This is a genomic window from Avibacterium paragallinarum, assembly GCF_900450705.1.
GTDB classification, from domain to species: domain Bacteria; phylum Pseudomonadota; class Gammaproteobacteria; order Enterobacterales; family Pasteurellaceae; genus Avibacterium; species Avibacterium paragallinarum.
The window spans coordinates 1613115-1635625 of sequence record NZ_UGHK01000002.1; the positions used below are offsets into that span (position 1 = coordinate 1613115).

Annotated in this window: 25 protein-coding genes and 1 pseudogene; 5 read left to right on the plus strand and 21 right to left on the minus strand. The window is 42.2% G+C overall.

The features are described 5' to 3' along the window. Positions 1-32: 32 nt before the first annotated feature. From rpsQ to DXZ23_RS12985, 18 genes are all read right to left on the minus strand, one after another. On the minus strand, positions 33-287 hold the full coding sequence (gene rpsQ, locus DXZ23_RS12900; RefSeq protein WP_017805231.1) for a 30S ribosomal protein S17: 255 nt from the start codon (positions 285-287) through the stop codon (positions 33-35). Next, positions 287-478, minus strand: a complete 192-nt coding sequence (rpmC, locus tag DXZ23_RS12905; RefSeq protein WP_017805230.1) for a 50S ribosomal protein L29 — start codon at positions 476-478, stop codon at positions 287-289. The genes rpsQ and rpmC overlap by 1 nt, the downstream gene beginning before the upstream one ends. Continuing rightward, a complete protein-coding gene (rplP, locus tag DXZ23_RS12910) occupies positions 478-888 on the minus strand; it encodes a 50S ribosomal protein L16 (protein WP_017805229.1) in 411 nt (136 codons plus the stop codon). The genes rpmC and rplP overlap by 1 nt, the downstream gene beginning before the upstream one ends. 13 nt (positions 889-901) lie before the next feature. Further along, entirely contained in the window at positions 902-1606 is a 705-nt protein-coding gene (rpsC, locus tag DXZ23_RS12915; protein ID WP_017805228.1) for a 30S ribosomal protein S3, read from the minus strand. Positions 1607-1624: 18 nt separating this feature from the next. Continuing rightward, a complete protein-coding gene (rplV, locus tag DXZ23_RS12920) occupies positions 1625-1957 on the minus strand; it encodes a 50S ribosomal protein L22 (protein ID WP_017805227.1) in 333 nt (110 codons plus the stop codon). A 10-nt stretch (positions 1958-1967) separates the two neighbouring features. After that, complete coding sequence (gene rpsS, locus DXZ23_RS12925; protein WP_005539416.1) at positions 1968-2243, minus strand: 30S ribosomal protein S19; 276 nt, start codon at positions 2241-2243, stop codon at positions 1968-1970. A gap of 26 nt (positions 2244-2269) precedes the next feature. Continuing rightward, positions 2270-3091, minus strand: coding sequence for a 50S ribosomal protein L2 (gene rplB / locus DXZ23_RS12930; protein ID WP_017805226.1), 822 nt, complete (start codon positions 3089-3091; stop codon positions 2270-2272). 21 nt (positions 3092-3112) lie between these two features. Further along, positions 3113-3415: a 50S ribosomal protein L23 gene (rplW, locus tag DXZ23_RS12935; RefSeq protein WP_017805225.1), complete on the minus strand. Its 303-nt coding sequence runs from the start codon at positions 3413-3415 to the stop codon at positions 3113-3115. After that, positions 3412-4014 carry a 50S ribosomal protein L4 gene (rplD, locus tag DXZ23_RS12940; RefSeq protein ID WP_017805224.1) on the minus strand — a complete coding sequence of 201 codons (603 nt, stop codon included), beginning with the start codon at positions 4012-4014 and terminating at the stop codon, positions 3412-3414. The genes rplW and rplD overlap by 4 nt, the downstream gene beginning before the upstream one ends. A gap of 15 nt (positions 4015-4029) precedes the next feature. After that, positions 4030-4659, minus strand: a complete 630-nt coding sequence (rplC, locus tag DXZ23_RS12945) for a 50S ribosomal protein L3 (RefSeq protein ID WP_017805223.1) — start codon at positions 4657-4659, stop codon at positions 4030-4032. 17 nt (positions 4660-4676) lie between these two features. Continuing rightward, a complete protein-coding gene (gene rpsJ / locus DXZ23_RS12950; RefSeq protein ID WP_001181005.1) occupies positions 4677-4988 on the minus strand; it encodes a 30S ribosomal protein S10 in 312 nt (103 codons plus the stop codon). Positions 4989-5232: 244 nt separating this feature from the next. After that, the gene (metJ, locus tag DXZ23_RS12955) at positions 5233-5550 is read right to left on the minus strand and encodes a met regulon transcriptional regulator MetJ (protein ID WP_017805221.1); all 318 of its coding nucleotides are present in this window, start codon (positions 5548-5550) and stop codon (positions 5233-5235) included. A gap of 195 nt (positions 5551-5745) precedes the next feature. Further along, complete coding sequence (gene pckA, locus DXZ23_RS12960; protein WP_021723860.1) at positions 5746-7362, minus strand: phosphoenolpyruvate carboxykinase (ATP); 1617 nt, start codon at positions 7360-7362, stop codon at positions 5746-5748. 232 nt (positions 7363-7594) lie between these two features. Continuing rightward, a complete protein-coding gene (locus DXZ23_RS12965) occupies positions 7595-8590 on the minus strand; it encodes a substrate-binding domain-containing protein (protein WP_017805219.1) in 996 nt (331 codons plus the stop codon). Between the two features lie 26 nt (positions 8591-8616). Further along, entirely contained in the window at positions 8617-9630 is a 1014-nt protein-coding gene (locus DXZ23_RS12970) for an ABC transporter permease (protein WP_017805218.1), read from the minus strand. Between the two features lie 12 nt (positions 9631-9642). Further along, positions 9643-11133 (minus strand): sugar ABC transporter ATP-binding protein, encoded by a 1491-nt coding sequence (locus tag DXZ23_RS12975; RefSeq protein ID WP_017805217.1) that lies wholly within the window; start codon positions 11131-11133, stop codon positions 9643-9645. After that, a complete protein-coding gene (xylB, locus tag DXZ23_RS12980; protein ID WP_207219577.1) occupies positions 11133-12638 on the minus strand; it encodes a xylulokinase in 1506 nt (501 codons plus the stop codon). The genes DXZ23_RS12975 and xylB overlap by 1 nt, the downstream gene beginning before the upstream one ends. 10 nt (positions 12639-12648) lie before the next feature. Next, positions 12649-13680, minus strand: a complete 1032-nt coding sequence (locus DXZ23_RS12985; protein ID WP_017805215.1) for an NAD(P)-dependent alcohol dehydrogenase — start codon at positions 13678-13680, stop codon at positions 12649-12651. 217 nt (positions 13681-13897) lie between these two features. On the opposite strand from DXZ23_RS12985, the gene DXZ23_RS12990 reads away from it, so the two are divergent. Next, a complete protein-coding gene (locus DXZ23_RS12990) occupies positions 13898-14452 on the plus strand; it encodes a D-lyxose/D-mannose family sugar isomerase (protein WP_021723862.1) in 555 nt (184 codons plus the stop codon). After that, positions 14452-15438 carry a LacI family DNA-binding transcriptional regulator gene (locus tag DXZ23_RS12995; protein WP_017805213.1) on the plus strand — a complete coding sequence of 329 codons (987 nt, stop codon included), beginning with the start codon at positions 14452-14454 and terminating at the stop codon, positions 15436-15438. The genes DXZ23_RS12990 and DXZ23_RS12995 overlap by 1 nt, the downstream gene beginning before the upstream one ends. Positions 15439-15488: 50 nt before the next feature. Here the strand turns inward: DXZ23_RS12995 and hslO are convergent, their stop codons facing one another. The 3 genes and pseudogenes from hslO to hslR all read right to left on the minus strand — a co-directional run bounded on the left by hslO (position 15489) and on the right by hslR (position 17652). After that, positions 15489-16358, minus strand: coding sequence for an Hsp33 family molecular chaperone HslO (gene hslO / locus DXZ23_RS13000; RefSeq protein WP_017805212.1), 870 nt, complete (start codon positions 16356-16358; stop codon positions 15489-15491). Positions 16359-16544: 186 nt separating this feature from the next. Further along, positions 16545-17195, minus strand: a pseudogene (locus tag DXZ23_RS13005) (IS1595-like element ISHpa1 family transposase). Positions 17196-17229: 34 nt separating this feature from the next. Beyond that, the gene (gene hslR, locus DXZ23_RS13010; RefSeq protein ID WP_017805211.1) at positions 17230-17652 is read right to left on the minus strand and encodes a ribosome-associated heat shock protein Hsp15; all 423 of its coding nucleotides are present in this window, start codon (positions 17650-17652) and stop codon (positions 17230-17232) included. Between the two features lie 139 nt (positions 17653-17791). Between hslR and DXZ23_RS13015 the strand changes: the two genes are divergently transcribed. The 3 genes from DXZ23_RS13015 to zwf all read left to right on the plus strand — a co-directional run bounded on the left by DXZ23_RS13015 (position 17792) and on the right by zwf (position 22466). Beyond that, complete coding sequence (locus DXZ23_RS13015; RefSeq protein ID WP_021723863.1) at positions 17792-19816, plus strand: OPT family oligopeptide transporter; 2025 nt, start codon at positions 17792-17794, stop codon at positions 19814-19816. Positions 19817-20093: 277 nt separating this feature from the next. Then, positions 20094-20900: a 3'(2'),5'-bisphosphate nucleotidase CysQ gene (gene cysQ / locus DXZ23_RS13020; protein ID WP_017805209.1), complete on the plus strand. Its 807-nt coding sequence runs from the start codon at positions 20094-20096 to the stop codon at positions 20898-20900. 72 nt (positions 20901-20972) lie between these two features. Then, the gene (gene zwf, locus DXZ23_RS13025) at positions 20973-22466 is read left to right on the plus strand and encodes a glucose-6-phosphate dehydrogenase (protein ID WP_017805208.1); all 1494 of its coding nucleotides are present in this window, start codon (positions 20973-20975) and stop codon (positions 22464-22466) included. The last annotated feature ends 45 nt before the right edge of the window (positions 22467-22511 follow it).

The window sequence follows — 22511 nt, forward strand, 5'->3', positions numbered from 1 at the left end:
CTCTTCTTTTATTTTTAAAGCAATAACTAAAGTTAGATTACAGCTTTTTCTACAACACGAACTAAAGTCCAAGACTTAGTTTTTGAAATTGGGCGACATTCGCGAACTTCTACGACATCACCTAATTTCGCTTCGTTGTTTTCATCGTGTACATGTAGTTTTGTTGTACGACGGATAAATTTACCGTATAACGGATGTTTTACCTTACGTTCAATAGCAACAACAAAAGATTTATCCATTTTATCGCTAACAACTTTACCTTGTACGCTACGAATATTATCAGTCATTACTCACCTGCCTTTTCGGTTAATACAGTTTTCACTTGTGCAATACTACGACGCACTTGTTTTAACTGATGGGTTTGTTGAAGCTGACCGGTGGCTGCTTGCATACGCAATTTGAATTGCTCACCTAACAAGTTAACCAATTCAGCATTCAGCTCTTCAACAGTTTTTGTACGTAGTTCTTGAGCTTTCATTACATCACCGTTTTAGTTACGAATGTGGTCTTAATTGGCAATTTCGCCGCTGCAAGTGCAAATGCGTTTCTTGCAATTTCTTCAGACACACCATCCATTTCATAAAGTACTTTACCCGGCTGGATTAAAGCTACCCAGTATTCAACGTTACCTTTACCTTTACCCATACGGACCTCTAATGGTTTTTCAGTAATTGGTTTATCTGGGAATACACGAATCCAGATTTTACCTTGACGTTTAATCGCACGTGTCATTGCACGACGAGCCGCCTCAATTTGGCGAGCGGTTAAACGACCACGACCAACTGCTTTCAAACCGAAGGTACCGAAGCTAACTTCTGTACCACCTGCAATTCCACGATTACGACCTTTTTGGACTTTACGGAATTTTGTACGTTTTGGTTGCAACATTTAGCAATTCTCCTTACTTACGACCTTTACCACGCGGCTTTTTAGGCGCAGCAGGTTGTTGTTCTGGTTGTTGTGCAATTGCAGCCATTCCACCAAGAATTTCACCTTTGAAGATCCATACTTTAACGCCGATTACGCCGTATGTTGTATGTGCTTCTGCAGTGTTATAATCGATGTCCGCACGCAGTGTATGCAATGGTACGCGACCTTCACGATACCATTCTGAGCGAGCAATCTCTGCACCACCTAAACGACCACTTACTTCAACTTTGATACCTTTAGCACCTAAACGCATTGCGTTCTGCACGGCTTTTTTCATTGCACGGCGGAACATTACACGGCGTTCAAGTTGAGAAGCGATGCTATCTGCAACTAATTTTGCGTCTAATTCAGGTTTTTTCACTTCAGCAATGTTGATTTGTGCTGGAACACCCGCGATTGCCGCAACAGCGTTACGCAATTTTTCAACATCTTCGCCTTTTTTACCGATAACGATACCTGGGCGAGCTGTGTGAATTGTTACACGAATGCTTTTTGCTGGACGCTCAATTGTGATGCGTGAAACTGAAGCATTCGCTAATTCTTTTTTCAAGAATTGACGTACTTTGAAATCGCCATCTAAGTTAGACGCGAAATCTTGTGTATTCGCAAACCAAGTAGAGCTCCAAGGCTTAACAATACCTAGGCGAATACCATTTGGATGGACTTTTTGACCCATTGCTATTCCTCTACTAAATTAACGATCTGACACAACCACTGTGATGTGGCTTGTACGTTTTAAAATACGATCTGCACGACCTTTAGCACGTGGCATAACACGTTTCATACTAGGACCTTCATCTACGAAAATCTTAGTCACTTTAAGATCATCGATATCTGCACCATCATTATGCTCTGCATTGGCAATCGCAGACTCAAGCACTTTCTTAACAAGCGATGCCGCTTTTTTGTTAGTGAAAGTTAAAATTTCTAACGCTTGATCTACTTTTTTACCACGGATTAAATCCGCAACTAAGCGAGCTTTTTGCGCTGAAGTGCGAGCGTAACGATGTTTTGCGATAGTTTCCATCTTTTACCCCTTACTTCTTAGCTTTCTTATCCGCAGCGTGTCCGCGGTAAGTACGAGTCGGTGCAAATTCACCGAGTTTATGACCAATCATTTCGTCCGATACATAAACTGGAACGTGCTGACGACCATTATGGACTGCGATGGTCAATCCGATCATTGACGGAATGATCATTGAACGACGGGACCAAGTTTTAATTGGTTTTTTATCCCCGCTTTCCACCGCCTTCTCTACCTTCTTCAACAAGTGTAGGTCAAGGAAAGGACCCTTCTTGAGAGAACGTGGCATGGCTAATCCTCTTTATTTAATGAATATTATTTACCACGACGACGTACGATATATTTATCAGTACGTTTGTTGTGGCGAGTTTTCTTACCTTTGGTTTGAACGCCCCAAGGTGTAACAGGGTGTTTACCGAAGTTACGACCTTCACCACCACCGTGTGGGTGATCAACAGGGTTCATTGCAGTACCACGAACTGTTGGGCGTACGCCTCTCCAGCGGTTAGCACCTGCTTTACCAAGAACGCGAAGCATATGCTCTGAATTGCCTACTTCACCGATGGTGGCAGAACATTCAGCTAGAACTTTACGCATTTCACCTGAGCGAAGACGTAAGGTTACATAATTTCCTTCACGAGCAATAATTTGTACATAGCTACCTGCAGAACGAGCAATTTGCCCGCCTTTACCAGGTTTTAATTCAACGTTATGTACAGTTGAACCAACAGGAATATTACGCATTGGTAACGCATTACCAACTTTAATTGGTGCATTTACGCCTGCTTGGATTTGATCGCCTGCACTTAAACCTTTAGGTGCTAAGATATAACGGCGTTCACCGTCTTTATAAAGCACTAAAGCGATATTTGCACTGCGATTTGGATCATATTCAAGACGCTCAACAACCGCTGGGATATCTAACTTGTTACGTTTGAAATCGATTAAACGGTAATGTTGTTTGTGACCACCACCAATATGGCGAGTAGTGATACGTCCTAAATTATTACGACCACCAGTTTTAGATTTTGTATCTAACAACGGTGCGTAAGGTTTCCCTTTATGTAATTCAGGGTTTACGATTTTAACAACGTGACGACGACCAGCGGAGGTCGGCTTACATTTTACGATAGCCATTTATTTCTTTCTCCTCCGTAATTACTCTGCACCTTCAACGAAGTCAAGTGATTGACCTTCTTGAAGAGTTACATAAGCTTTTTTCCAGTCACTGCGATGTCCCATCTTCGTACCACGACGTTTAGTTTTACCTTTAACAACAACAGTACGAACAGAATCAACTTTCACTTCAAATAATTCTGCAACAGCTTTTGCAATTTCAGCTTTGTTGGCATCTAAAGCGACTTTGAAAACGATGGTATTTGACTTCTCAGCGTTATTTGTTGCTTTCTCAGAGACGTAAGGTGCTTTTAACACTTTTAGCAAACGTTCTTGTTGAATCATGCTAACATCTCCTCAATTTGTTTCACTGCATCAACAGTCATAACCACTTTATCAAAAGCGATTAAGCTTACTGGATCAATACCTTGTACATCACGCACATCAATTTTGTATAAGTTGCGTGCTGCTAAGAATAAATTCTCATCTAAGCTTACAGTGATAATTAAAGCGTCTGTTAACGCCATATCTTTTAATTTTTGAACTAAAACTTTGGTTTTTGGTGCGTCAATTTCAAATTTTTCAACAACCACTAAACGATCTTGACGAACAAGCTCGGATAGAATGCTCTTGATTGCACCACGGTACATTTTTTTGTTCACTTTTTGGCTGTGATCTTGTGGTTTTGCTGCGAAAGTTACACCACCAGAACGCCAAATTGGTGATTTAATATCACCAGCACGTGCACGACCTGTACCTTTTTGACGCCAAGGTTTTTTACCTGAACCAGACACTTCAGCACGAGTTTTTTGTGCACGAGAACCTTGACGAGCACCTGCTGCATAAGCAACAACTACTTGGTGGATTAACGCTTCATTAAACTCACGTCCGAAGGTAGTTTCAGAAACAGTTAGTACGTTTGCACCTACTACTTGTAATTCCATCATCTATCTCCTGACTTATGCTTTAACTGCTGGTTTCACGATAACATCACTATTAGTTGCACCAGGTACAGAACCTTTAACTAATAATAAATTACGCTCAGCATCCACACGAACAACTTCAAGTGATTGAACGGTTACACGCTCAGCACCTAAGTGTCCAGCCATTTTTTTGCCTTTAAACACACGACCTGGAGTTTGGTTTTGACCAATAGAACCAAGCACACGATGTGATAAAGAGTTACCGTGAGTTGCATCTTGAGTACGGAAATTCCAACGTTTAACACCACCTTGGAAACCTTCACCTTTAGATGTACCAGTAACATCAACTTTCTTAACATCAGCAAAGATGTCAACATTAATTTCTTGACCTAAAGTGAATTCTTCACCTTCAGTTGTACGAAATTCCCATAAACCGCGACCAGCTTCAACACCTGCTTTCACGAAATGACCTGCTTCAGGCTTAGTTACACGGCTCGCTTTTTTAGAACCTGTAGTAACTTGAATTGCAGTATAGCCATCGTTTTCAAGAGTTTTAACTTGAGTTACACGGTTTGCTTGGATTTCGATAACAGTAACGGGAACTGACACACCATCTTCATTGAAGATACGCGTCATACCCACTTTACGACCGACTAAACCAATCATTGTCATAACCTCTTAAATTAACCTAGGCTGATCTGCACGTCAACGCCGGCAGCCAAATCTAAACGCATTAATGCATCAACAGTTTTTTCTGTTGGTTCTACGATATCTACTAAACGTTTGTGTGTACGAATTTCGTATTGATCACGTGCGTCTTTATTAACGTGTGGAGAAATCAACACGGTAAAACGCTCTTTACGCGTTGGTAAAGGAATTGGACCACGAACTTGTGCACCAGTACGTTTAGCTGTTTCTACGATCTCCGCAGTAGATTGATCGATCAAACGATGATCAAATGCTTTTAAGCGGATACGGATTCTTTGGTTCTGCATTAGACCAGAGCTCCAATAAATTTTAGCTAAAATAAAACTGACACCATCACCTTTCATAAACTTCATTGAAAGGGAAGTGCAGTAACCTAATATTATAGTCCCCCAATCGGGAACATTTTATGTATTACAAAATCTGTAACACGCCTTTAATAAATGATTACATTAAAGGGCTTCGTTAAAAAAGCCTGTGGATTATACTGAAAATCCTCAACGATTGCAACAACCGTTTCAACAAAATGGCGATTTAATATTCCCACTCCTCTGGATTAATCCCCAACTCACGCATCACTTCTTTCGCCTGTTCTGGAATTTCATCGTGGCGTTCTTTCAACAAATCAAAATCTGTCGGCAAGGGCTGCCCTGTAAACGCGTGTAAAAACGCTTCACAAAGTAGCTCGCTATTTGTCGCGTGGCGTAAATTTTTGATCTGCCGTCTAGTCCGCTCATTAGTCAAAATTTCCAACACTTTAATGGGAATGGATACCGTAATCTTTTTAACTTGCTCACTTTTTTTTCCGTGTTCAGCATAAGGGCTGATATATTTTCCGTCCCAATTCGCCATAAGTTATCCCTTAATTCTCCACAAAAATTGTGCTTATTCTAATGAAAAATCAAACAGATCACAATCTAGACATTAAGACTTCTAGATAGCCAGACAACGACGATAAAAAACAGCGAAAAAAACGACCGCACTTTTATTTCCCTTTTACGTCCCAATTAAAGTGCGGTCGGATTTTAGTGATGTTTTTTTATGCCATTATGCTTTTGGCCCTGCTGCGATTAAGGCTTTGCCTTCTTCATTTGTGGCATATTTTTCAAAGTTTTTCACAAAGCGGTTTGCTAAGTCTTCCGCTTTTGCTTGCCATTGTGCCTTGTCTACATAGGTATCACGCGGATCTAAAATCGCTGGATCAACGCTCGGCAAGGCTTTTGGAATGGCTAAGTTGAAGATTGGTAATTCGGACATTTCCGCTTTATCAATTGAGCCATCTAAAATTGCGTCAATAATGCCACGGGTATCTTTAATTGAGATACGTTTACCTGTGCCATTCCAACCTGTATTCACAAGATAGGCTTCTGCACCCGCGGCTTCCATACGTTTCACTAACACTTCCGCATATTGCGTTGGGTGAAGTGATAAGAATGCTGCACCAAAACAGGCTGAGAAAGTTGGCGTTGGCTCAGTGATACCACGTTCTGTTCCCGCTAATTTTGCGGTGAAACCAGATAAGAAGTAGTATTTCGTTTGCTCTGGCGTTAATTTTGCCACTGGCGGTAACACACCGAACGCATCAGCAGTTAAGAAGATCACTTTTTTCGCGTGGCCTGCTTTAGAAACTGGTTTTACAATGTTTTCAATGTGATAGATTGGGTAAGAAACGCGAGTATTTTCCGTTTTTGAGCCATCATCATAATCCACTGAACCATCAGAACGCACCACCACATTTTCTAACAAGGCATCACGTTTAATCGCACGATAAATATCCGGCTCGCTTTCTTCTGAAAGTTTAATGGTTTTCGCATAGCAACCACCTTCGTAGTTAAATACCCCGTCATCGTCCCAACCGTGTTCATCATCACCAATTAATTGGCGTTTTGGATCCGTTGAAAGGGTGGTTTTACCAGTACCTGATAAACCGAAGAACACCGCAACATCGCCATCTTCACCCACGTTAGCAGAACAGTGCATTGACGCAATACCTTTAAGCGGAAGGAAATAGTTCATCATTGAGAACATACCTTTTTTCATTTCACCGCCGTACCAAGTACCACCGATTAATTGAATACCTTCTGTGATGTTAAACGCCACAAAGTTTTCAGAATTTAAGCCTTGTTCTTTCCAATTTGGATTGGTTACTTTTGAACCATTCATTACCACAAAATCAGGTTTGAAGTTTTCTAATTCTGCCGCTGACGGACGGATAAACATATTGGTTACAAAGTGAGCTTGCCACGCCACTTCAGTAACAATTCTCACCGCTAAACGAGTATCTGGATTTGCACCACAGAATGCGTCCACCACAAATAGACGTTTGCCTGAAAGTTGTTTGGTAACCAAATCTTTTAGACTTTGCCAAGTGGCTTGGTTCATCGGTTTGTTATCGTTTTTCGCCGCATCGCTTGTCCACCACACGGTATCTTTGGTCTTCTCATCTAATACGATGTATTTATCTTTCGGAGAACGCCCGGTGAAAATCCCTGTATCTACCGCAACCGCACCAGATTGGGTAACCGTTCCTTTCTCAAAGCCTTCCAAACCTTCCTTAGTTTCTTCGATAAAAAGTTGCTCATAACTTGGGTTATAAACCACTTCTTTCACATCGTAGATCCCTAATTCACCGAGTTCTGCTACTAATTTAGTTACATCAGTCATAAAACACCTCAATTAATGTTTAATTTAAATAGATTATTATCTATTCTACGTTAAATGCAGAAGGAAAAATGTTAGCTGGATCGCAAAATTGGAAAAATTTTTGTTGTTCAAGCAAAATCATTCTCACTTATGACCTAAATCAAAAAAGCTCGAATGCCCTTGTTGATTTCATTAAAAAAAACCTGCCTTAAACTTCTTCGTGTTAGCAGGTTTTTATCTTAAAAGTATTAGGTTACTTTCTGCGATTTAACAATTCATCGGCATTTTCTGCTGTGATTTTTGTCCAAGGAATGTTGTAGCGTTTAGCATTGCCGCCATTCCAATCTAGATCTGCCTGATATTGCTGCCAAATATCCGACATTGGCTGATATTTTTCGCCTAAAACCGCTTTCATCGCGACATCAATCGAACCCTGAATTTGCCCTCTCGCATCTTGTAAAATAGAGGTCATTTTTCCCGCTTTCACGGCATAAATGGCGTCAGTAATGCCATCAACGCCAGCAATCGCAAAATCGTTCACATTTAACCCCGCACTTTGAATCGCTTCGATTGCTCCTAATGCCATTTCATCATTTTGAGCAATAATGCCATTAATTTTACCTTTATGCTTTTGTAACCAGTTTTCCATTAGGGAAATCGCTTCAGAACGCGACCAATTCGCTGTTTTTCTTTCTAAAATTTTGATATTGCCCGCCCCACATTCTGCGATCGCTTTTTCATTGCCTTGCCCGCGTTGAATTTCTCCCGAGCCACCTTTAGGACCTTCAATAATCACCACATTACCTTTACAGCCCATTTTTTCAAGTACGGCTTTGGCTTCTAAATAACCTCCTTCAACGTCATCAGAAACTACTTCACTGGTCATTTTATCCGTGTTCAAGCGAGCATTGGTTACAATCACAGGGATCTTGGCATTATTCGCCATCGTAACCACATCAATATTGGCTTCAAAATCCATCGGGTTGATAATAATGGCATCTGTTTTAGTTTGGATTGCTGTTTCAGCTTGGTTATTCTGCACAAGGGGATCATAGCGACCATCGTAAATGGTTAATTTAGCCGGCCCTTGTTGCACGGCAGGGTGTTCTTTGGCAGATTTTTCCATTAATTGCACAAATTCGGCTTTCATTCCATACATTAAAATGGCGATTTTGACAGGTTGAGTTGCATAAGTTGTCGTTGCAACGGCTAATGTACTCATTGCTAAAAAGAGTTTGTGATATTTCATAGTTAAATACCTCATAATGTTGTGAATTAACGACGTTTACGAGAGGGATCAAGCATTACCGCACCAACAATTAAGATCCCTTTAATTAATTGTTGATAATAAGATTGCACACCGAGCAAATCTAATCCGTTGTTTAAAACTCCGATGATTAGAATGCCGAAAAATGTTCCCATTAATGTACCCACACCGCCGATCATACTCGTTCCGCCAATCACCACCGCGGCAATGGCATCAAGCTCATAAGCATTTCCCGCATTAGTTTGGGCTGAACCTGTTCTTGCGGTCAGAATTAACCCTGCGATTGCGGCGAGAACACCACATAAGGTATAAACGGCAACTTTAATTTGAATGACATTGATCCCTGATGTTCTTGTGCTTTTTTCATTACCACCCACGGCATAGACATAACGTCCAAAGGGCATTTTATTTAACACAACCCAAGCGAGAATAAAGATCACAAGGAAAATGACGACAGGAATGGGAATCGTGTCAAAAAGATACCCATTGCCGAGCCAACGGAAATCATTGTTGAGCTGAGAAACTGGGTTGCCATTCGTGGAAAGAAGCGTTAATCCCCTTGCTACAGAAAGCATTCCCATCGTAACGATAAAAGGCTGTAAATTGAAACGGGCAATGACTGTGCCATTAATAAAACCGCAAATCGCACCAATGGCGAGGGCAACAAAAATCGGCAACCAAAACCCATTTTGTACATCACCAATTAATAAGCTCCCTGATGTCGCGAAACGTGCCGCTAAAATGCCAGCGAGGGCTAATACTGCCCCAACGGAAAGATCCACGCCAGCCGTAATAATGACGAAAGTCATTCCTATGGCTAAAATGCCGTTAATTGACACTTGACGCAAAATAATCAGGGCATTATTTTGACTGAGAAAATAATTATCCGTCCAAGCTCCATTGGCAACGGCAATTTCGCCCGCTACCGCAATGGTTAAACAAAGAAAAATAAAGGCAAAAATGATGCCATATTGCTCAAAGTGCGGTTTTATTTTTTGGGTATAAAAAACGTGATTACGCATTGCGTCCTCCAATTATGAAGCTAATTGCATTAATTTCGTCTGCGAAAATTCATTTCGGGTTAAAATGCCATTGATTTTTCCCTCTTTGAAAACTAATATTCTGTCGCTCATTCTAATAATTTCGGAAAGTTCTGAAGAAACCAGCAAAATGCCTTTTCCTTGCTGAGCAAATTGCGACATAAAATGATAAATTTCTTTTTTCGCACCAATATCAATCCCTCTTGTGGGTTCATCTAATAACATTAAATCTGGATTGGTTAATGCCCATTTGCCTAAAATCACTTTTTGTTGATTACCTCCACTTAAATTAATGACTTTTTGCTGTGCGTTAGACGTTTTAATATTAAATTTTTTTATCATTTCCTCTGCACTGGCATTTCCTAACCGCTCTTTAATAAAGGCATATTTCGTTAAGGCTGACCAATGGGTAATATTGATATTCTCATTAATTGAACGACAAAGAATCAGCCCCGTATCACGCCGATCTTCCGTAACATAGGCAATACCTGCTTCGATCGCTTGCTTTGGTGAATGGTTCGATAATAAATGCTGGTGTAAATAAAATTCCCCCTCGTCGGGGTAATGGATACCAAAAATTAAATCAAACAATTCACTCCTCCCCGAATCCACCAAACCATAAATTCCGAGAATTTCACCTTTATGTAATTGGAAGCTGATATTATGTAATTTATCCTTCCAACAAATATTTTTCGCTTCAAATAAAAGGCTTTTCTCTGGTTGATTATATTTCGCAAATTCCTCGTTTAATTCTGAGCCGATAATATGTTTAATTAACATTTCTCTTGTTATTTCTGCGATTTTTCCTTGCGTGATATAACAACCATCTCTAAATATGGTGTAACTATCCGCAATGGTTAAAATTTCAGATAAACGATGCGAAACATAAATAATGCCTTTTCCTTGATGGGTTAAATGACGAATTGCCGAAAAAAGTTTTTGCGTATCTTCTTCGCTGATCGCGGAAGTCGGTTCATCTAAAATAATAATTTCCGCATTGGCGTGAGATAACGCTTTCGCAATTTCCACCAATTGCTGTTCGGCAACGCTGAGATTTCGCATTTTTTCGCTTTCAGAAATATCCGTAAAGCCAAGGCTGTCTAATAAAGTGCGGGTCTTTTTATGCAAGGTTTTGAAATCAATAAAGCCCATTTTTCTTGGTTCACTGCCTAAATAAATATTTTCCGCGACGGAAAGATCGGGGATCACACTTAATTCTTGTTGCACAATCGCAATGCCCGCGTCGATCGCTTGTTTCGGGTGAGAGAAATGAAAAGCCTTGCCTTTAATTAAAATCTCTCCTTCATCAGGCTGGATAAATCCCATTAGCAAGCTGAGAAAAGTGGATTTCCCCGCCCCATTGCCACCGCATAGGGCGTGAATTGAGCCCTTTTTCAGTGTAAACCTCGCGTCTTTTAAGGCGATGACATCACCAAACGCTTTTTTTAACCCTTTGACTTCTAAAAGATTTTGCTCTGCCATCATCAAGCCTCCGCATACATTTTATTTAACACATCAAGGTAATCTTGATAGAACTTGGCATAGTGCCGCACATTTTCAGGCTGTGGGAAATGCGTATTTTCTTCTTCAAGCACAACAAATTGCTCACACAATGAGCGAAGAGCTGCGTCCGCCTCTGCTTTAGATAGCTGTGTTGCCCGCTCCGCCCAAGCCGCTTGAATTGCGGCCCCTAATGCAGCAGCTTCTTGATGTTTTAAGGTAATCACCTCGCAATTTGTTACATCAGCCACAATCTGCCGCCAATGATGGCTTTTCGCTCCCCCACCGATCAGGCGAATTTGACGAGGCTGTATCCCCGCTTGGCGGAATAAATCCAAGCCATAACGCAATGTATAGGTTGCACTTTCAACAATCGCTCGGCACAAATTTTCATCAGTGAAATTTGAACTATCTAAATTATGGATACTGGCTTTCGCTTGGGGCAAATCTGGCACGCGTTCCCCGTTGAAGAAAGGCAAAATCACAATGCCATTCGCCCCGATCTCACTTTTTGCTAAAGCCTGATTAAACAAGGTTAAATCTTGCTTCAAACACTTTTGAATATGGCTTGTGGCAGAGGTGATATTCATCGTACAAATCAACGGCAGCCACCCGCCATTTGCTGAACAGAAATTGGCAATGAGTTTTGATGCGGGGCGAATTGGCGTGTCCGAATAAGCAAAAAGTGTTCCCGATGTGCCTAAACTCATTGTAATAATGCCCGCTTGAATATTGCCTGTGCCGATCGCACTCATCATATTGTCCCCACTGCCATTAGCGACAAATGTCGAGGGGGATAAATCAAGCAATTTCGCCACTTCGGGGGTAACTACGCCTAAAATAGGCGTGTTTTCACTGAGTGGCGGTAAAGCCCGTTGCAAAATCCCCGAGTCATCAATCCGATTAAGGATCTGCGTATTCCAACGGCGTTCAACAATATCGAATAATCCCGTTCCCGAGGCATCGCCGAACTCCATTTTTTGAATGCCTGTAAGCCAATAATTAATATAGTTGTGTGGTAATAATACGCAGGCAAGTTGTTGATATAACTCAGGATAGTATTTTTTAAACCACAAAATTTTTGATGCCATGTAACCCGTTGCCAAATTCAAGCCAATCGCCTCCAAGCAAGCCTTTTCGCCGCCAAGCTGCCGCACGAGTTCTTGATTTTCTTGCACAGTTTCCGTATCACACCAAAGTTTTGCGGGGTGTAGCCCCTTACCCGCCCTATCCAACGGCACGAAGCCGTGCTGTTGCCCAGAAACACTCATACCCGAAATTTGCTGTGAATTAATACCGCACTTTGCTATCGCTTGCTTGAATGCGATGACTAAGGCATCAATCCACCATTGCGGCTGTTGCTCTCGCTTACCTGTTGCTTCACTGATGAGATGATGCGGTGCATTTCCTTCTGCCAAAATGCAACCTTTCTCCGTATCAATGAGCAGCACTTTCGTGCTTTGTGTTCCACAATCAATGCCTGCGTAAATTGCCATTGTGTTACTCCATTTCGATCATTAATTTGATGTCATTTGGATTCGCCGACGCTGCTCGCTCAAAGGCTTCAATGGATTGAGGGAATTTATACACTGCGGAGATCAACGGCGTGAGATCCAATTTTCCCGAAGCAAGAAGCCGAATAGTACGGGGATACATATTGACGTAGCGGAAAATCGTTTTAAACGTGATCTCTTTCGCTTGAGCGGAAACAATGTCTATTGGGGCAGGGGTAATTGGCATTCCTACCAAAACCGCTGTTGCACCTGGTGCCATATACTGTGTTAATTCCGCAATCGCTGCTGCCGCACCACTACATTCAAACAACACATCAACCCCCATTTCATTGGTTAGCTCATTCACTTTCACCAGTAAATCCCCTGTTCGGCTATTCACTGGGTGCAGCCTTTGATAATGTTTGGCAACTTGAAGTTTTTCATCAACCACATCACAAATAATGACTTCAGCACAGCCCCCCGCTAAGGCAGATAATGCGGTCAGCACGCCGATCGTTCCAGCCCCGATCACTAAGGCAATATCCCCTGGTTTAATGCCTGCTTTCGTGGCAGATTGCATTCCAATCGCCAGTGGCTCAACCATCGCCCCCTCGCGGAAACTCACGTTATCAGGCAGCTTGAACGTAAAGGCAGCGGGGTGGATCACTTTTTCACAAAGGCAACCATCAACTGGCGGTGTCGCCCAAAAACGTACTTCAGGATCTAAGTTATAAAACCCCGAACGGGATTGATGAGAAGCCAAATTCGGAATGCCCAGTTCCATACAAACGCGATCGCCAATGCGTAAATGACGAACGTTTTTTCCTATCGCCGTAACAATGCCTGACGCTTCATGTCCTAGCACCATTGATGCTTTCACCACAAAAGGCCCGATGCGACCGTGCTGGTAATAATGTACATCACTCCCACAAATCCCCACCGTATGGATCTTGATTTCCACATCATCATCACCTAAAACAAGATCATCATTTTTATCACGAATAGCTAATTTGCCGTTATCTAAGTAGAGTGCTTTCATTTCTATGCTCCTTTTTAAGATTGATTAAGGTTGGGTTAAGGAAAAGATGACATAAAGATTATCTTTTTATGATAATTTATTATCATTTAATGAAATGATATATCATAAAAATGATTTTGTACGTGATCGATCTCACAAATCTAAACATTCACAAAAAATTTTTGGCAGAAATTCGCTATAGTAACAATGAGATCAGCAACGCACCGCGAGGGAGAAAATGATGAATCAATATGAAAAACAAAAAGCACAAGAACGCACCATTGCATTTTTACAAGCACAACATATTGCGTTATCAGAAAAGGATAGGGCAAATGTTGAGGTTACCGATTTTGCTTTGAATGAGTGGGAGAAAATTGGCTTACAGCTTATCACCTTAGTCAATAACGTGCGTTATTGTGCTAAATTATTGGTGCTTTTCCCTCAGCAAAACTGCCCTGAACACCGCCACCCGCCTTTTGAAGGCAGCATCGGTAAGCAAGAAACATTCCGTTGTTTATTCGGTGAAGTGTATTTATTCGTCGAAGCTCAACAAAATATGCCTCAAAATCTGACCGCACTTTGCAAACAAATTTTGCCGCCAGAACATCGAAAAAAATGGTACACTGCAAAGCAAGGCTTAATCTTAAAAGCAGGCGATCAATTCACCATTCCACCGAATACCAAACATTGGTTTCAAGCGGGTGATCAAGGTGCAATTATTGCGGAATATTCAAGTGAAAGCCGTGATGAATTTGATATTTTCACCGATCCAGAGGTTATTAGAATAAGTTAATGGCAACAAATCATAAAAAGGTTAAATTAGAGCATATCGCCTTGGCTTGCGGGGTAAGCAAGATCACGGTTTCACGCACCTTGTCTAATCCAAGCAAAGTAAAACCTGAAACAAGAAACAAAATCCTGAGTGCTGCACAAAAAATGGGGTATTTTTCCCCGCACAGTAACAATGTGCGTAAACACAATAAACTCATTGGGATCATCAATCCCAATATGCAAAATCCCTTTTTTGGTCGTTTAGCCCAGTTAATGACGAAAATTTCCGTAGAATTGAACTATGATATTTTGATGTTTGATTCCTATGAATCGGCTCAAATTGAGCAACAATCGATCCAAAAATTGATCGAATATGGGGCAGATGCCATTATTTTATCAACCATTTCCTCCGATCGTCATTATCAGCCAAGCTACTTGCAACAACTTGACGAACTCAATATTCCCGTGATCCTATTAGATCGCGAAATTGGCGATGGAAAATACAACGGCATTTATATCGACAACCTCCATTGTGGTGTAGAAGCCGCAAATTATTTTAACCAAAGTGCCTATGAGGATATTGTCGTCATTGCAGGGCCTGCCTCATCAAGAGTGTCTTCGGAGCGAATTTCGGGCTTCATCTCCACCTTATCCGCCGATAAAAAATTAAGCCTGTCGCACGCCGATTTTTTTATGGACGAAGCCTATACCGTCGCCAAAAATTATTTAGAAAAAAACCACCGCCCTTTAGCTTTTTTAGGCTTAAACAACCAAATTTCACTCGGGATCTTAAAAGCCTGTATTGAAAAACAATTAGTTTTCAAAAAAGATTTCGATCTTTTTAGCATTGATAATGTGCCTTACGCGGAAGTCTTTGGTTTTCATATTCCTTGCATTTCGCACAATCTCTATGAAATCGCCTATCAGGCAATCCAGCTTGCAATGCGAACGCTGTCATCAAATGAAAAGCCCTCAAGGATTATTATCCGCGGTGATGTTTGTTTGTAAAAAAGAAAAAGCACGAACCCAATTCGTGCTTTTTTCCTTATTCCACCGTCTTATTCCGCTACATTTCGCAATTTTTCAATGGCTTCTTTATTAAAGAAATAATGCGTTCCACAACATTCGCATTGCATATCAATGCTGCCGTTGTGTTCAGCGAGGATTTCGTCAATTTCTGCCTCTGGCAAGAGCAATAATGCCCCGCCCGAACGCTCTGGTGAGCAGCCACAGAAAAAGCTAACTTGCTGAGCAGGGTAAATTTCTACGGTTTCTTCGTGATATAAACGATAAAGCATTTCTTCCGCAGTTAGCCCGAAAATTTCCTCGTCTTTCACGGTAGCGGTGAGGGTAGCAAGGTGTTCAAAATCCCCCTCTTCGCCCACGCCATCAGGCATCACTTGCAATAACATTCCCGCTGCTACAGGCTCACCATTAAATTCACCAGTACGGATAATAAGCTGGGTTTGCAACTGCTCTGAACGCACAAAATAATCTTCTAAACATTCCGTGATTGTCGGCTTGTCAAGGCTGATAACCCCTTGATAACGTTCACCCTCATTAGGTGTAATGGTGATGACCAACACGCCTTTGCCGATAAGCTCGCTTAGGCTCATTTCATCACGCACTTCGCCTTGCAAACGTGCCAACGCACGCATTTTTTGATCGTCTGAACCATTCACTAAAGCCAAAGAGAGCGGGCCGTCCCCTTGAATTTGCACGGTAATGCTGCCGTTAAATTTTAGCGTTGCGGTTAAAAGACTGGTCGCCACCATCATTTCGCCCAATAAATTTTGCACCACTTTCGGATAATGATGAGTGTTTAAGGTGTCTTTAAAACTTTGGTTTAAGCGTACCCATTCACCGCGTACAGCACGGTTTTTAAATAGATAACGGTAAAGTTTGTCGTTGTCTGCTTGATATGTCATTTTGTCCTCAATAAATCTTTAGGTTGTACCATTTGCTGAGTGCATTAAGAAAAGAATAGATTTCACCTTTAGGAATATGCTCCCCACGATGCTCACACTCAACTTGGCAATGGGCTTAATATTGGGACGATTTTGCCGATCACAAGATCAATCCTGATATTTAAACTTAGGGGCTGTCCTAGATAACTAGACTAAACTCCCTTTAACCAATTGTTTTAAAATAGAAATTTGACTTTTTATGTTGCTGTAATTAAAACGCCATTCACATTCCTTTAAATAAAGCTCAAAATGCGCTTTTGGGATACCATTAAATTTGCGTAAATGGCGTTTTGCTTGGCTTCAAAAATTCTCAATTCCGTTAATGTGGTTATGATTTTCAGCAAAATGTGTGCTGTGATTGATACGAAAATGACTAAATTCACTCACATCAAGCACGTCATAACTACGATAATTATCGGTGTAAACAATACTATCAGGCTTTACCTGCTCCCGAATAATGGGTAACAAGGTGGCAGATTGCGTATTTGGAACCGCAACGGTATAAACCTTGCCATTGCGCTTGAGAAGCCCGAATACCGCAATTTTCCCTGCCGCACCACGACCACGTTTGCCTTTGCGAGCACCGCCAAAATAACTTTCATCGGCTTCAATTTCACCTTCAAACATCTCTAAGTGAAGGCTGTTTTGATAGATGAGTTGGCGTAAACGATGAAAGTAATATGCGGCAGTCGTTTTGTTTACATTGACTAACTCTGCTGCTGTCCTTGCAGTAACACCTGCAACAAATAGCTCAATGAGTTTATTTTGTTTGTGCTGACTTAGACGACTTTTTCTCATTGGTTCATTCTAACCTAAATAGATTTTTTAGTTGTTATCTAGGACAGCCCCTAAACTTAAGCAAATCTCGCCGCTCTTTTTTATTTGGACGGCGTTCAGGATTTGGCATTGAAAGGGCATTGTTTTTACGCGCCAGTGCTAACTTTTCTCGTTTCTCCACACTTTGCGCCGTTTCTTGATACAACAGTTGCGCTTCTGGTGCGCCTCGGCGTTGGTTGGAAAGGGCAAGCACTTGCACTTCTTTTTCCTCATTGCCTTGGCGTAATTTAATCAATGCCCCCACTTCCACGGTTTTATTCGGCTTGGTACGCTGATTGTTATAATGCACCTTACCGCCGTCAATCATTTCTTTCGCAATGGTGCGAGTTTTATAAAAACGTGCCGCCCACAGCCATTTGTCTAAACGAACCTCGTTATCTTCTTGATTATCCCGTTGCTTTGCAGAATTTTTTGCCATTTTGCTTTTCCCCTTATTTTTAAAGTGCGGTGTTTTTTCCGTATTTTATGCCATAAGACAAGATTTAGACAAAAATTTGATCCGAACTAATAAAATTCAGATAGAATAAAACATTTTCATAACTAAATTGAGGAAAATTATGCAAACACCAATGCCAAATTCGCCCAGTTTAAAAGAGCTAACCTTTCGCGGAATGTTCTTAGGGGCGTTAATTACGGTGATTTTCACCGCATCAAATGTTTATCTTGGGCTAAAAGTGGGGCTGACGTTCGCCTCATCAATCCCTGCCGCAGTAATATCAATGGCGGTGCTGAAAATGTTTTCAGGTTCAAATATCTTAGAAAATAATATGGTACAAACCCAAGCCTCAGCTGCAGGTACGCTTTCTTCAGTGATTTTCGTCATCCCAGGATTGTTGATGATGGGATATTGGCAAGATTTCCCTTTCTGGCAAACCTTATTAATTTGTGCTGCTGGGGGGATTTTAGGGGTGATTTTCACCGTGCCATTACGCCAAGTGATGGTGGCGAAAAGTGATTTACCTTATCCAGAAGGCGTTGCCGCTGCAGAAATTCTCAAAGCGGGCAACCACGAAGAAGGAAAAGGCGATAGCGGCATTAAAGAGATCGCAGCAGGTGGTGTAATTGCCGCCGTGGTGAGCTTTGCTACCAATGGATTACGCTTGATTGCCGATGGTGCAAGTCTGTGGTTTAAAGGGGGAAATGCCGTTTTCCAAGTGCCTATGGGCTTCTCCCTCGCCTTATTAGGTGCTGGTTATTTAGTAGGAATTGTGGGCGGTATCGCCATTTTAGTGGGAATTTTCCTCACTTGGGGCGTTGCTGTACCTTATTTCACCAGCACCTCATCAATGCCTGTGGACGCGGATATGGTGGGCTATGCGATGGGTATTTGGAAAAGCAAAGTGCGTTTTATAGGTGTGGGAACCATCGGCATTGCGGCAATTTGGACATTGCTGGTGTTAATGAAACCGATGATCCAAGGAATGGCACAATCTTTCCGTGCGTTAAAAGATCCTTCCGCACAAACCAATGATCGCACACAACTTGATTTATCCCCTAAATCAATGATTTATATTACAATCGCCGCAATCGCCTTGATTATGGTGGCACTTCACCACTTCATTGCACAAGCACCGATTGCCACAGAATATGCCTTATTATTTGTTATTGTGTGTACCTTCTTAGCGGTGTTTATCGGCTTTTTCGTTGCCGCAGCCTGTGGTTATATGGCAGGGCTTGTGGGATCATCATCTAGCCCAATCTCAGGTATTGGGATTATTTCCGTGGTCATCACTTCCCTCACCTTATTCTTACTCGGTAAAATGACGGGCTTAATCGACTCGCCAGAGGGAATGAAATTTCTCACTGCATTGACCATTTTTACTGGCTCAATCGTCATCACCACTGCGGCGATTTCTAACGACAACCTGCAAGATCTCAAAACTGGGTTGTTGGTGCAAGCCACCCCTTGGCGTCAACAAGTGGCATTAATTATCGGCTGTGTGGTAGGTGCGTTCGTCATCGCCCCCGTGCTAGAAATTCTCTACCACGCCTACGGCTTCACAGGGGCATTACCACGTGCGGATATGGATCCAAGCCAAGCCCTTTCCGCCCCACAAGCCACTTTAATGACTACCATCGCAACGGGCATTTTCTCGAGCAATTTAGAATGGCGTTATATCTTTATGGGGATCGGATTAGGCTTAGCCCTCATCATCATTGATACGCTATTGAAAAAAGCCAGCCAAAATCGCTTTGCCCTGCCTGCCCTCGCTGTAGGAATGGGGATTTATTTACCTCCAGTTGTAAATATGCCTATCGTCATTGGTGCGGTGCTAGCTTGGTTTATCAACCGACACTTAATGGCTTATGCACAACGCAACGGTAAAAATCTTAATGATGTGAAGAAAAAAGCAGAACGCTACGGCACCTTATTCGCCGCAGGTTTGATTGTGGGGGAAAGCTTAATTGGCGTGATTCTCGCCTTTATCATCGCCGCTTCTGTTACTTCTGGCGGTTCAGATGCACCGCTTGCACTTTCATTAGAAAACTGGGACAGCACCGCAGAATGGCTCGGATTAGCCGTTTTCATTCTCGGCGTGATCATCTACGCCCTGCGCGTCCTACGTGCGAAAAATACATAAAAATCCCACCGCACTTTGAATGTTGAAAGTAAAACGAAAGTGCGGTGTTTTTTACCGTTATTTTTGTATTGAGAAAATTAAGAAAAAATAGCGTTAAAAAGCACCGCACTATTTTTTTTATTTTTATAAAACAAGAATTATTCAACCAACTGCTGGGGCGTATCACATACGCCGCCATCATAAGGTCAAGCCACTATAGACTGCCCTCCCCCACTTTTGCCCTTTGCTAGCCCCTTTGTTATACTCTCCCTATGGTTTCATTGTTTAGGTCGCTGTTGTGTTACTTCATTCTTCTTTGTTGCAATCGGTATTAATGCTTGCCGAACAGGCAGGCGATCACCTCAATCATTTTTATAGCAAAAATCTTCAGTCGGAACTCAAGGCGGACAATACGCCCGTAACGGAAGCAGATTTGTTTGTGAGCCAATTTTTGATCGAAAAACTGACCACACTTACCCCTCGGCTTCCCGTGTTGTCAGAAGAAAGTTGCAAGATGACTTTTGCTGAACGTCAACAATGGCAGACTTATTGGCTGGTTGATCCGTTGGACGGCACGCAGCAATTTCTTAATCGCACGGACAATTTTTCGGTGTTGATTGCCTTGGTGCATCACAACCGCCCTGTGCTTGGGGTGATTCATTCCCCGCAATCGCAAAGCACGTATTACGCGACGCAAGGTGGCGGAGCGTATAAAAAAACCTCGCATAAAACCACCGCACTTTTACCGCAAGCCCTTGATTTTACACAGCCGATCCGCATTGCTGTTGGTTCACACTCGGCTGCGAAGAAAGTACGGTCTGTTTTGAACCCTGTTTTTTCTTATGATTTCCATATCATCGGCTCAAGCGGGATTAAAAGTGCGTTAGTGGCGGAGGGATCGGCGGATTGTTACGTTCGGTTAGGCGAAACAGGCGAGTGGGATACGGCAGCGGCAGAAATTATTTTAGCGGAAATGGGCGGTGGTATTTTTGATCGCCATTTCCAGCCACTCACTTATAATCAGCGGGAAACCTTAGTCAATCCTGATTTCGTGATGGTGGCAAATCGTCAGCGAAACTGGCACGATGTCTTTCAATTTAATTAATCAGAACTATTGGTAATTTCGCCTATTTAGGCATATTATTGAGCAACAATTTTTAACAGATGTAGGAACATTATGAATAATCTGAATGCAGAACGAAATTGTATCGTGATTTTTGGGGCATCGGGCGATCTCACGCACCGCAAATTAATCCCCGCCCTTTACAATTTGTATAAATTAGGCCGTTTAGACCAACATTTTTCCGTGCTTGGGGTGGCAAGAACGGTGATGACAGACGAAGAATTTCGCGAAAAAATGCGTCAAGCACTAGTCAAAAGCGAAAAAGCAAGCGGTGAGCAACTTGATGAATTTTGTAGCCATCTTTACTATCAAGCCTTAAACACCTCTGACGCTGCCGACTACGGCAAACTCGTGCCACGCCTTGATGAATTACACGATAAATATCAAACCGCTGGCAACACGCTTTATTATATGTCCACCCCGCCAAGTTTATATGGCGTGATCCCTGAATGCCTTGCCGCTCACGGGCTGAATACGGAAGAATACGGCTGGAAACGTTTGATCGTAGAAAAACCATTTGGTTACGACATCAAAACCGCGAAAACCTTAGATATTCAAATTCACCGCTTCTTTGAAGAGCATCAAATTTACCGTATCGACCATTATCTCGGCAAAGAAACGGTGCAAAATTTGCTCGTATTGCGTTTTTCTAATGGCTTGTTTGAACCGTTATGGAACCGCAATTTTATTGATTATGTGGAAATCACTGGGGCGGAGCAACTCGGCGTGGAAGAACGTGGTGGCTATTATGATGGCTCTGGTGCGATGCGTGATATGTTCCAAAACCACCTCTTGCAAGTGTTGGCGATGATTGCAATGGAACCCCCTGCGATTATTAATGCGGATTCTATGCGTGATGAAGTGGCGAAAGTGTTGCACTGCCTACACCCATTAAGCGAAGAAGATGTGAAAAATAACTTAGTGCTAGGTCAATACACCCGTGGTTTTATTGATGGCAAAGAAGTGAAAGGCTACCTTGAAGAAAAAGGCGTGCCGCCTGATTCTACCACCGAAACCTATTTGGCGTTGCGTTGCGAAATCGACAACTGGCGTTGGGCAGGTGTGCCGTTTTATGTTCGTAGCGGAAAACGCTTGCCTGCACGAGTTACGGAAGTGGTGATCCATTTCAAAACCACGCCACACCCGGTGTTTAGCCAAAACGCACCTGAAAATAAATTAATTATCCGCATTCAGCCTGACGAGGGCATTTCAATGCGATTCGGTTTGAAAAAACCGGGTGCAGGCTTTGAAGCCAAAGAAGTGTCAATGGATTTCCGCTACGCAGATTTGGCTCAACCAAGTTTATTAAGTGCGTACGATCGCTTGTTGCTAGACGCAATGAAAGGTGATGCCACCCTCTTTGCGCGTACGGACACCGTACACGCCTGCTGGAAATTTGTGCAGCCAATTTTAGATTACAAAGCAGAACGCGGTCGTATTTATGAATACGAAGCGGGAACTTGGGGGCCGACAGAAGCAGACAAACTCATTGCCCGCACAGGACGAGTTTGGCGTAAACCGAGCGGTTTAATGAAGAAAAAAGTTTAACCCCGTTTCTCATCATTACTCCCATTGCTCTTCGTGGCGGGGAGC

Coding starts and splice junctions, on each gene's coding strand:
- rpsQ (WP_017805231.1), bottom strand. CDS start 287: ATGACTGATAATATTCGTAGCGTACAAGGTAAAGTTGTTAGCGATAAA.
- rpmC (WP_017805230.1), bottom strand. CDS start 478: ATGAAAGCTCAAGAACTACGTACAAAAACTGTTGAAGAGCTGAATGCT.
- rplP (WP_017805229.1), bottom strand. CDS start 888: ATGTTGCAACCAAAACGTACAAAATTCCGTAAAGTCCAAAAAGGTCGT.
- rpsC (WP_017805228.1), bottom strand. CDS start 1,606: ATGGGTCAAAAAGTCCATCCAAATGGTATTCGCCTAGGTATTGTTAAG.
- rplV (WP_017805227.1), bottom strand. CDS start 1,957: ATGGAAACTATCGCAAAACATCGTTACGCTCGCACTTCAGCGCAAAAA.
- rpsS (WP_005539416.1), bottom strand. CDS start 2,243: ATGCCACGTTCTCTCAAGAAGGGTCCTTTCCTTGACCTACACTTGTTG.
- rplB (WP_017805226.1), bottom strand. CDS start 3,091: ATGGCTATCGTAAAATGTAAGCCGACCTCCGCTGGTCGTCGTCACGTT.
- rplW (WP_017805225.1), bottom strand. CDS start 3,415: ATGATTCAACAAGAACGTTTGCTAAAAGTGTTAAAAGCACCTTACGTC.
- rplD (WP_017805224.1), bottom strand. CDS start 4,014: ATGGAATTACAAGTAGTAGGTGCAAACGTACTAACTGTTTCTGAAACT.
- rplC (WP_017805223.1), bottom strand. CDS start 4,659: ATGATTGGTTTAGTCGGTCGTAAAGTGGGTATGACGCGTATCTTCAAT.
- rpsJ (WP_001181005.1), bottom strand. CDS start 4,988: ATGCAGAACCAAAGAATCCGTATCCGCTTAAAAGCATTTGATCATCGT.
- metJ (WP_017805221.1), bottom strand. CDS start 5,550: ATGGCGAATTGGGACGGAAAATATATCAGCCCTTATGCTGAACACGGA.
- pckA (WP_021723860.1), bottom strand. CDS start 7,362: ATGACTGATGTAACTAAATTAGTAGCAGAACTCGGTGAATTAGGGATC.
- DXZ23_RS12965 (WP_017805219.1), bottom strand. CDS start 8,590: ATGAAATATCACAAACTCTTTTTAGCAATGAGTACATTAGCCGTTGCA.
- DXZ23_RS12970 (WP_017805218.1), bottom strand. CDS start 9,630: ATGCGTAATCACGTTTTTTATACCCAAAAAATAAAACCGCACTTTGAG.
- DXZ23_RS12975 (WP_017805217.1), bottom strand. CDS start 11,133: ATGATGGCAGAGCAAAATCTTTTAGAAGTCAAAGGGTTAAAAAAAGCG.
- DXZ23_RS12985 (WP_017805215.1), bottom strand. CDS start 13,680: ATGAAAGCACTCTACTTAGATAACGGCAAATTAGCTATTCGTGATAAA.
- DXZ23_RS12990 (WP_021723862.1), top strand. CDS start 13,898: ATGATGAATCAATATGAAAAACAAAAAGCACAAGAACGCACCATTGCA.
- DXZ23_RS12995 (WP_017805213.1), top strand. CDS start 14,452: ATGGCAACAAATCATAAAAAGGTTAAATTAGAGCATATCGCCTTGGCT.
- hslO (WP_017805212.1), bottom strand. CDS start 16,358: ATGACATATCAAGCAGACAACGACAAACTTTACCGTTATCTATTTAAA.
- hslR (WP_017805211.1), bottom strand. CDS start 17,652: ATGGCAAAAAATTCTGCAAAGCAACGGGATAATCAAGAAGATAACGAG.
- DXZ23_RS13015 (WP_021723863.1), top strand. CDS start 17,792: ATGCAAACACCAATGCCAAATTCGCCCAGTTTAAAAGAGCTAACCTTT.
- zwf (WP_017805208.1), top strand. CDS start 20,973: ATGAATAATCTGAATGCAGAACGAAATTGTATCGTGATTTTTGGGGCA.